The following is a 9926-nucleotide window of genomic DNA, read 5'->3' on the forward strand; positions in this document are numbered from 1 at the left end:
CTCAATGGTAGCGATCAATCGGCGTGAATCCAGGAGGCGGCGAGTCGTGTGATGCGATAATGTGAACGCAAACACTCGTGCTTGGAGCGCTATGCCTGACCTTCTCGCCTCGGCTCTCGACGACTCTTCCGTCGCCGTCGACGCCCCGGCCGCCGCGTCGCCGATCGGCGCGCCCACCATGACCTGGCGCGACGGGGAGATTCTCCGCGACGGCGCCGCCCACCGCATCCTGGCGGGCTCGATCCACTACTTCCGCGTCCATCCCGACCAGTGGGAGGACCGCCTCCGTCGACTCGCCGCGATGGGCGCGAACACGGTCGACACGTATGTCGCCTGGAACTTCCATGAGCGCGTCGAGGGGGATGCGCGCTTCGACGGCTGGCGCGACATCGAGCGCTTCATCCGCCTTGCCGGAGACGTCGGACTCGATGTCTTCCTCCGCCCCAGTCCCTACATCTGCGCCGAGTGGTCCAACGGCGGCATCCCGTCCTGGCTGTCGGGGCGGGTCGCGGCGCTGCGCACCAGCGACGCCGACTTCCTCGCGGCGGTCGATGCGTGGTACGACGCTCTGATCCCCCGCCTCGTTCCGCTGCAGGCGTCGCACGGCGGACCGATCGTCGCGATCCAGATCGAGAACGAGTACGGCTCGTTCGGCAGCGATTCCGCCTACCTCGCACACCTGCGCGAGGGGCTCCGTCGCCGAGGGATGGTCGAGATGCTCACGACCGCCGACGGCATCACCGGCGACATGATCGAGCACGGCAGTGTTCCGGGCGCGATGGCGACCTTCACCTTCGGTACCGGCGTCGCGCGGGCGGTCGAGCTGCGTCGCGAGGGTGATGCGCTCATGTGCAGCGAGCTGTGGGGCGGCTGGTTCGACCACTGGGGCGAGCGGCACCACGTGCGCTCCGCCGCGAGCACCGGCGGCACGGTCGCGGAGTTGCTGGCTGCGGGCGGATCTGTGAGCCTCTACATGGCGCACGGCGGCACGAACTTCGGCCTCTGGAACGGGGCGAACCACGACCAGGTGCTGCAGCCGACCGTCACCAGTTACGACTCGGATGCGCCGATCGGCGAAGACGGCACGCTGAACGAGAAGTTCCATGCGCTGCGGTCGATGTTCGCGCCGTTCCATGCGGGTGAGCTCCCCCCGATCCCCGCCGATCCGCAGCGGCAGAGCGCCGCGACCGCACCGCTCGAGCCACGGGCTTCACTGGGGGAGCTGATCGCGACTCTCCCCGTGACCGGCGACGTCTCACCGCGACCGCGCACGTTCGAAGAGCTCGGTGCTGAAGACGGTCTGGTCGCCTATCAGGCGGACGTGTCCTTTCCCGCCGAGGCCGTGCTCACGATCGACGGACTGCATGACCGGGCGGTGGTGTTCTTCGACGGCGCTCGGCTCGGTGTGCTCGAGCGCGATGGCGAGACGTCTCTTCCCCTACCGCGCGAAGGTGGCGCCGGCCGGCTCGTCATCGTCGTCGAGAGCCTGGGTCGCATCAACTACGGCCCCTACACCGGCGAGGGCAAGGGCATCATGCGCGGCGTGATGATCGGTCGCCGACTGGTCAACGGGTGGACGCATCGACTGATCCCGCACGACGCTCCTGCGGCGACCTCCCCTTCCGCCGACCCCGCCGCCGACGGGGTCGCCGTGGCCTCGTTCGACATCGCCGAACCGCTCGACGCCTGGCTCGCCTTTCCCGACGGCTCGAAGGGCATGGTCTGGTTGAACGGATTCCTCCTCGGCCGGTACTGGAAGATCGGACCGCAGGAGACGCTGTACGCACCGGCACCGCTGTGGCGGACGGGCCGCAACGAGATCGTGGTGCTCGACACCGACGGACTCGGCGCGACGGTCGAGATCCGCGAGCAGCCCTCCTTCGGTGAGACCGAGGAGTTCATCGGCTCCTGACCGCTCTGCTGCTGCTCCGAGACCCATCCTCCGCGCCGAGACCCATCGTCTCAGGCGGCTGTGAGGGTGGGTCTCGGCGCGGAGCGTGGGTTTCGCTGCCGCAGCACTTCGAGGCATGTTTGCGCTCGCCTGGCAAAAAGCCTTGATATAGGGGACCGCGTCCGCTTACAGTGATAGCGCAAACATCGATGTGATCGTCGATGACCACTTGCGGCGCACCGGGGCGTCCCTCCTCCCGACGTCGCTCCGATCGAGAGGCAAGACGTGTCGAAACCTTCCCGACCGCCCCGCGCCGCCGTCGCTCTCAGCTCCGTGCTGGCGACCGCGCTCGCAATCGGCGGTGTGCTCACCCCGGCGACGGCCGCGCAGGCCGCCGACCTCGTTCCGGTGCCCAAGACCGACTACCGCCTGCACGCGGTCTCGAGCGAGTCGGACCCCTATCCGGCGCCGCCGTCGCTCGACGGCACCGCGCTGGGTGCGTTCGACGGCGACTTCGCGACGCAGTGGACATCACGGTATGCCGCGAATGCCCCGTTCCCGCACTGGATCGTCGTCGACCTGCAGCGCTCGCTCTCGGTGAAGGCCCTCGACTACTCGGTCAAGAAGGGTCAGGGCGTCGCCGCCAAGACGGTGGAGGTCTATGTGACCGATGACCCGGACGTGGCGCGCAACTCTCCGGCCGACGGCGGATGGGGAGCGGCCTCGGCAACGGCGACGCTGCACGCACCGACGGCGAACGACGAGAAGCAGCGCATCACCCTGGATTCCGCCAAGGACGGCCGCTACGTGGCGTTGCTCGTGATCGACGCGCAGGGCACCACCGGGGGAGGCGCGGGCGAGATCGAGGTCCTCTCCGACGAGCCGCTGCCTCCGATCGTCACCGAACCGGAGACGCCCGACACCGACGAGACCGTCGAGATCGCCGCCGGCGGTACGACGGCCATCGTGTCGACCGAGTTCCCCCGCATCACCGGATACCGGGTGGGCGGGGAGAGCATCGCCGGCCAGCGCAGCTCCGCGAAGACCTGGTCGGTGAACGGCACCACCTATCCGTCGACGACCACCTCGACATCCTCGGCGACCGGGGTCGACTACGTGTCGACGCTCACCGGCACCGACGTGACCGTGCGCAGCAGCATCCGCGTCGCGAAGGACGGGACCGTCGGGTTCGAGGTCACCGCTGTCGAAGGCGGGGCCACCGTGACCACGCTCGGACTCCCGTACAACGCGTTCCTCTCCGTGAGCGCCGCGGATGCCGGTGCTGCGCTCGACCGCACCGTGATCAGCCCCGACAGCACGAAGAACGCCGACGAGCACATCGCGGTCAACGCCTCGACGGCCACCGGCCAGAAGGGGGCGGCCTTCGCCTTCCTGGGCAACGGCGCGCTCGTTGGCAGTGTCATCACCAACGCGACGACGCAGGCATCCGGCGGCACAGCATCCTGGAACACGCGCCTGACCACGCGCGTGACCGAGACGGCGGGACGCACCGCCGAGATCGGATCCAGCGCCTGGCTGATCCACCCGACCACCGCCGTCGACAGCCGCGTGACCACCTACGCGCTGCCGAAGGTCACGGTGCTCCTCGCCGCCGACCGCAACGGTGACGCGGCGGTCGACTGGCAGGACGCCGCGATCCGCTACCGCGAGGTCGACACCCCGCGTCTCGGTGCCGACCGGGTCGCAGAGCGCGTCGTCAGTAGGATCCCGTTCAACTTCGCCTCCAGCGCGACGAACTACTTCGACCTCACCCTCGACAACACCAAGCGCATCGCGAACCAGACCGACGGCCTCGGACAGTGGGTGCTCAACAAGGGCTACGGCAGCGAAGGCCATGACTCCGCGAACACCGACTACGGCGGGAACTACAACGAGCGCGCGGGTGGGCTGACCGACCTGAACAACCTCGTCGACGAGGGGGCGAAGCTCAACGCCGACATGAGCGTGCACGTCAACGCCACGGAGATGTATCCGCAGGCGAACGCGTTCGACTCCGCGATCATCGACGGAGCGGCGCCCTACAAGCCGGGCTGGAACTGGCTCGACCAGTCGTACTACATCAACCAGCAGGCCGACCTCGGCACGGGGCGCGTGCTCGACCGCTTCCAGCAGCTGCGCGACGAGGTCCCCGGCCTCAGCGGCGTCTACATCGACGTGTACTACTCCAACGGGTGGGTCGCCGAGGAGCTCGCGGACGAGCTGAACGGCATGGACCTCGAGGTCGCGACGGAGTGGGGCGACAAGTTCGTCGACAGCACGGTCTGGTCGCACTGGCCGAACGACCTCAGCTACGGGGGCGTGACCAACAAGGGCATCAACTCCACGATGGTGCGCTTCATCCAGAACGGGCAGGCCGACGTCTGGAACAACGACACCCTGCTCGGCCAGCAGCGTCTGGTCGACGCCGAGGGATGGGTCGGCAACCGCAATTGGGACGGTTTCATCGACAACATCTGGACGCAGAGCCTGCCGACCAAGTTCCTGCAGCACTTCGACCTGTTGACCTACGAGGCCGGTACGGAGGCGACTCTGACCGATGGCGTGGCCGTGCGGATGGACGGCAGCACCAGGGTCGTCACCATGGACGGCGCGACGGTGCTGCGCGGCGACTCCTACCTGCTTCCGTGGCAGTCGCTGGCGTCGAACCAGGACGCCGGCTCGCCCGTCGATGCCGACAAGATGTATTTCTACTCCGCATCCGGCGGCGAGAACACCTTCGGTCTCACGGACGCGTTTCGGGGCAACACCACCTTCGACGTCTTCGAACTCGGTGACCAGGGCCGCGTCAAGGTCGGTACGGCCACCGCGAACGGCGGTGAGTTGACGCTCAGCGGTGACAAGGGCACGGCCTACGTCGTGGTGCCGCAGGGCGGCGCACAGCGCGCGGCGGTCGAGTACCGCGATGCCGGTCTCGACGACCCGGGGTTCAACTCCGGTTCGCTCGAGGTGTGGAACCCCCAGGGCGATGTGACGATCGAACGTACCGACCTCGGCGGTGCGAAGAACGAGTCCCGCGGCGACAACATCGCCGTGTTCGGCCCCGGTGCCTCGTCGATCTCGCAGACCGTGACCGGGCTCACTCCCGGCCAGCGGTATGCGTTCTCGGCTCAGGTGCAGATCGATCCGACCGCGACCCGTGACGTGAGCGTCTCGGTCGACACCGGCTCCGGGGCGGTGACGCGCACGTGGAACCTCTCCCCGACGTACAACTACATGCGCGCCGACTCCAAGGCGGGCCAGTACTACCAGCGCGGCTCGACGTCGTTCCTCGCTCCGGCGTCCGGTGAGGTGAGGGTTTCGATCGGTGCTGTCGCCGGCGACGCGAAGGTGCGCATCGACAATGCCCGCGTCACCGCCGACACCACCGGCCCGTTCGCACCCGGCACGGTGTACTCGAACGACTTCGAGGGCAACGAGGCGGGCTGGGGGCCGTTCGTGAAGGGCGACGCCAACGGGATCGACGATCCGCGCACGAGCATCTCGCGCCGGCATGACCCGTACGCGAGCAGTGACTGGCGCAACACCGCCAAGCCGTTCGATGCGGGGACCCTCGCAGGTCTGGCGGTCGACACGACGCTCAACGGCGACCACTCGCTCATGTCGCACTCCGAGAACAGCGGGATCGTCTACCGCACGGATCCGACGCTCGTGCCGCTGCAGGCCGGGCACTCGTACCGCATCGGCTTCGACTATCAGGCTGGCGCGAGCGGGGCGTACCGCTGGCTCACCGGCACCGATGCGGTGGCGGGTGGCAAGGTCACCTCGACCACGCTCAGCCGCACCGGCATCACGCAGGCGTTGGAGACGACGGCGTTCTCGCAGGACGTGATCGTCGGCTGCGGCGACTACACCTGGGTGGGACTCGAGCGCGTGGGTGGACCGGACGTGGACTTCGTCTTGGACGACTTCACCGTCACCGACCTCGGCCCCACGGCCGGCGGCACGCCCTGTGCGACCGTCTCGGGCGAAGCGGGCGTGCTGAGCCCCGGGGCGCAGACCGCGTTCACGACGACCTTCACCAACAGCGAGTCGATCGCCGTGGAGAACATCGGCGTGCAGCTCGAGGTTCCGGAGGGCTATGTGGTCGAGGTCGCTGACGGTTCGTCGAACCTGTTCGACGAGGTCGCGGCCGGCGACAGTGTGGAGACCACCTGGCTGGTCACCGCGCCGGCAGAGGCTGCGGGTACGACGGTCGGCATCGGGATAGCGGCGACGTATCTCGCCGACTGCGATGTGCGTACGGTCAGCACGACCCAGGAGGTGTCGGTGTCCTCGCGGGCACGCATCCCCAACGCGCAGATCTCCGCGACGGCGAGCTCGGAGGAGACCTCGGGCGAAGACGGCGCTGCCGCGAACATGCTCGACGGCAACGCCGGCACGTTCTGGCACAGTCGGTGGAGTTCGGCGGCCACCTCGTACCCGCACGTGCTGACGTTCGACCTCGGTGCTGCCGAGCAGGTCGACGGCATCTCGTACCTGCGTCGCGGTGCCAACCAGAACGGACCCATCAAGGGATACGAGGTCGCGGTTTCGACGGACGGACAGGCGTACACGCCCGTCGCCTCGGGGGAGTGGAACAACATCGCCGAGTGGCAGGACGTGGACTTCGCGGAGACCACGGCTCGCTACATCCGCGTGACGGCGCTCTCTTCGATCTCGGGAACACAGTTCGCCGCAGTCGCCGAGATGGCCGTCTACGGATCCTCAGCACCGCGGGCCGGCCATGCCCCGGCGACCCGTCCTGCGGATGACCTGAGTGCGTGCAACCCGGTGATCGACCCGAAGCTCGGGCTCGACAGCGACACGGTGCGCGCCGGCGAGACGGTGGGCATGGCGCTCACGGGCTTCGCGCCGCGGTCGACGGTCTCGGTCTGGCTCGACGGCTCCAGACTGACGGAGGCCACGGTCGATGCGGAGGGTGCGTTGACCACGCGGCTGCTGATCCCGACGAACGCCGAGGTCGGGAAGCACCGGGTCATCGTGCGGGATGCGGCAGGCACCGAACTCGCGAGCGCACCGCTGAAGGTCAAGAAGGCGAAGCCGGGGAAGAAGGCGACCGTCACGGCCTCCATCGGCTCTGTCTCCGCCGGAGCGACGCTGACGGTGCAGCTGAGCGGCTTCGAGACCGATGCGCTGGTGCAGCTGTGGCTGCACTCCGAGCCCGTGCGGATCGGCGAGGTGACGACATCAGCAGAAGGCGACGCGGTCGCGACCGTCACGATCCCGGCGTCGACACCGGCCGGCGCGCACGCGCTCGTCGCGACCGATGCCCAGGGCATCGAGCTGGCTCGCGGCGACCTCGCCGTCACGGCTGCGACGGGCAGCGGTGGAAGCGGAGGAAACCTCGCGACGACCGGCGCCGACGGCGCGATCTGGTCCGGTGCGGCGCTCGCGGCCCTGCTCGCGATGGGCCTCGGCCTGACCCTGTGGCTGCGGAGACCTCGCCTGAGCTGACCGGCAGACGCATGAACGGCCCGGAGGCATCCCGCCTCCGGGCCGTTCGTCTGCGCTCTCGAGAAAGGCTTCCTGCACGACCGGTGTCGATATCGGGCTGTCCCGATTCCGCGGAGCACTGCCCCTGCGCAGCGCGTTGGCCTGTTGCGATGTCGCAGGATGGCATCCGTAGTCGATCGGGAGGAATGCATGCATACTGTAAGCGTTGATCGTGGTCGACGCATCCGTCGTGGTCGACGTCTTCTGCAACGTCGGTTCCACCTCTGCCCTCCATCGGCGTCTGACCGACGAAGTGCTGCTCGCGCCTGACCTGTTGCCGGTCGAGGTGGCGTCCGCGTTGCGCGGCCTGAATCGAGGAGGTGCGCTGGCCGATGCCGCACTCGAGACCGCAGCCGCCGACCTCACACGGCTACGCGTCGAACTGCACCCCACGCTGCCGCTCATTCCGCGCATCCTGGCACTCCGCCACAACATGACGGCCTACGACGCCGCCTATGTCGCGCTCGCGAGTGTGTTCGGGTGCCCGCTAATCACGCATGACCGAAGGCTCGCGCGTGCAGCCTCCGGCCATTGCGCAGTCGAGGTGCCTGTCTTACCCGAGTGACCAGGGATCAGCCCTTGACTGCGCCGGCGGCGAGACCGGAACGCCAGTACTTCTGCAGGGCGAAGAACAGCAGCACGAGCGGGATGACGCCGAGCAGGGCGCCGAGCATGACCGCACCCTTGTCCGGGGCGAAGTAGCTCACCATGCCGTAGAGACCGAGGGTCACGGGCTTCAGATCCTGACTCGAGATCATCATGAGGGGAAGCAGGAAGTTGTTCCACGTCGCGACGAAGATGAACAGGAAGATCGTCACCATCGCCGGACCCAGCAGGCGCATCACGATCGTGAAGAAGATTCGGGCCTCGCCGGCGCCGTCGATGCGAGCCGCTTCGAGCAGTTCGGTCGGCACCGACGACTGGGCGTAGACCATGCCGAGGAAGACACCGAACGGAGACACCGCCGAGGGGATGATGATCGCCCAGACGGTGTTGGTCAGTCCGAGCGCCTGGAACTCGATGTACAGCGGCACCGTCAGCAGCGCCACCGGGAGCAGGAGCCCGGCCATGATCACGCCCACGGCGATGCGCTTGCCGGGGAACGCGAACTTCGCGATCGCGTAACCGGCCATCACGGCGAACAGGGTGCCGATGACGCCCGCACTCACCGAGTAGAGCATCGAGTTGCCGACCCAGCGCCAGAACAGACCCTGGGTCCAGTTCATCAGGCTGTCGTAGTTGGTGCCGAGGTTCCAGTCGGCGAACCAGAAGCCGAAGGTCGAGGTGAGGTCGGTGTTGTTCTTCGTGGAGGCGACGATGAGCCAGTACACCGGCACCAGGAAGTACAGCGTCGCGATCACGAGCGCGATGATGCCGAACGCGCGCGCGACCGGGGTCGGGGCGATCGAGGGCGGCGGAGCATCCACGTCGCGCGGACGACGGGGGCGTCGGCGCGTGGATGGCTCGGTGGTGATGAGGCGCGTGGTGGTCATGCGTCGCCCTTCCGGCGCTGCAGCAGCGCGTACACGATCGCGAGCACGCCCGCGATCAGAGCCATGAGCAGGGAGTATGCGGATGCCGGGCCGCTGCCGGACGGTGAGATCTCGCCCATCATCGTGTTGTAGGTGAGCATCATCGGGGTGAAGTCCTTGCCCATCCACGAGTTCGCGGCCTGCAGCACCACCGGCTCGTTGAACAGTTGGATGGTGCCGATGATCGACAGGAGCACGGCGAGCAATGCGGCCCCGCGCACCAGCGGTACCTTGATGCGCATCGAGATCTGGAATCCGGATGCGCCGTCGAGGCGAGCCGCCTCATAGAGGTCGCGCGGAACAGCCTGCAGCGCCGACAGGAAGATCAGCATGTTGTAGCCCGTGTAGGTCCACGTCGTCATGTTCGCCATCGAGAACAGGATCGTGCCCGGTGCCATGAAGTCGGTGCCTTCGGGGAGGAAGGGCAGGAAGGGCGACACCTCGGGCGTGTAGAGGTAGAGCCACATCATCGCCGCGATGATGCCGGGAACCGCGTACGGGAGGAAGAACGAGAGCCGGAAGAGCGTGGGACGGCGCACGATGAACGAGTCCAGCAGCAGGGCGAGGCCGAGCGCGACGAAGATCATCACGGGGATCTGCAGTGCGGCATAGAGGACGACGCGACCCATGCCCGTCCAGAACGCGCCGTTGGTCGCGGCGGTGACGAAGTTCTCGAGACCGACGAACGTGTCGACGAGTTCGCCGCCGCCGTAGAGTCCGTCTCCTGACGGCACCTGCGCGAAGAACGACGAGCGGATCGACACGATGATCGGCACCAGGAAGACCAGCACGAACAGCACCGCGAACGGCGCCATGAACAGCCATCCGGTGAGACCTTCGCGTCGGGTCCCGAACCGGCGCCGGCGTGTGGGATCCGCGGGGATGCGCGATGTCGGCGCCGGTGCCGCACCTCGCGTTTCGGTCACTGTGACCATGGTGTCGCCTCTCGAGGTCAAGACGACGGCGGAGTGCACGATTGCGCGTGCACA

Annotated in this window: 5 protein-coding genes; 3 read left to right on the plus strand and 2 right to left on the minus strand. The window is 67.8% G+C overall.

Going from position 1 to position 9926, the window contains the following annotated elements:
• Positions 1-91: 91 nt before the first annotated feature.
• From B2869_RS08280 to B2869_RS08290, 3 genes are all read left to right on the plus strand, one after another.
• Positions 92-1912 (plus strand): glycoside hydrolase family 35 protein, encoded by a 1821-nt coding sequence (locus tag B2869_RS08280; protein WP_292764935.1) that lies wholly within the window; start codon positions 92-94, stop codon positions 1910-1912.
• Between the two features lie 264 nt (positions 1913-2176).
• Positions 2177-7366 (plus strand): endo-alpha-N-acetylgalactosaminidase family protein, encoded by a 5190-nt coding sequence (locus B2869_RS08285; RefSeq protein ID WP_292764938.1) that lies wholly within the window; start codon positions 2177-2179, stop codon positions 7364-7366.
• A 211-nt stretch (positions 7367-7577) separates the two neighbouring features.
• Positions 7578-7970 (plus strand): type II toxin-antitoxin system VapC family toxin, encoded by a 393-nt coding sequence (locus B2869_RS08290; protein WP_292764943.1) that lies wholly within the window; start codon positions 7578-7580, stop codon positions 7968-7970.
• A 7-nt stretch (positions 7971-7977) separates the two neighbouring features.
• On the opposite strand, the gene B2869_RS08295 is transcribed toward B2869_RS08290, so the two are convergent.
• Together B2869_RS08295 and B2869_RS08300 are read right to left on the minus strand one after the other, a co-directional pair.
• Positions 7978-8898: a carbohydrate ABC transporter permease gene (locus B2869_RS08295; RefSeq protein WP_029259542.1), complete on the minus strand. Its 921-nt coding sequence runs from the start codon at positions 8896-8898 to the stop codon at positions 7978-7980.
• Positions 8895-9872, minus strand: coding sequence for a carbohydrate ABC transporter permease (locus B2869_RS08300; RefSeq protein WP_029259541.1), 978 nt, complete (start codon positions 9870-9872; stop codon positions 8895-8897). Before B2869_RS08300 ends, B2869_RS08295 begins: the two co-directional genes overlap by 4 nt.
• Positions 9873-9926 lie beyond the last annotated feature (54 nt).

Origin of the sequence: Microbacterium sp. UBA3486, assembly GCF_002377845.1 — a bacterium.
Lineage (GTDB): Bacteria > Actinomycetota > Actinomycetes > Actinomycetales > Microbacteriaceae > Microbacterium > Microbacterium maritypicum_A.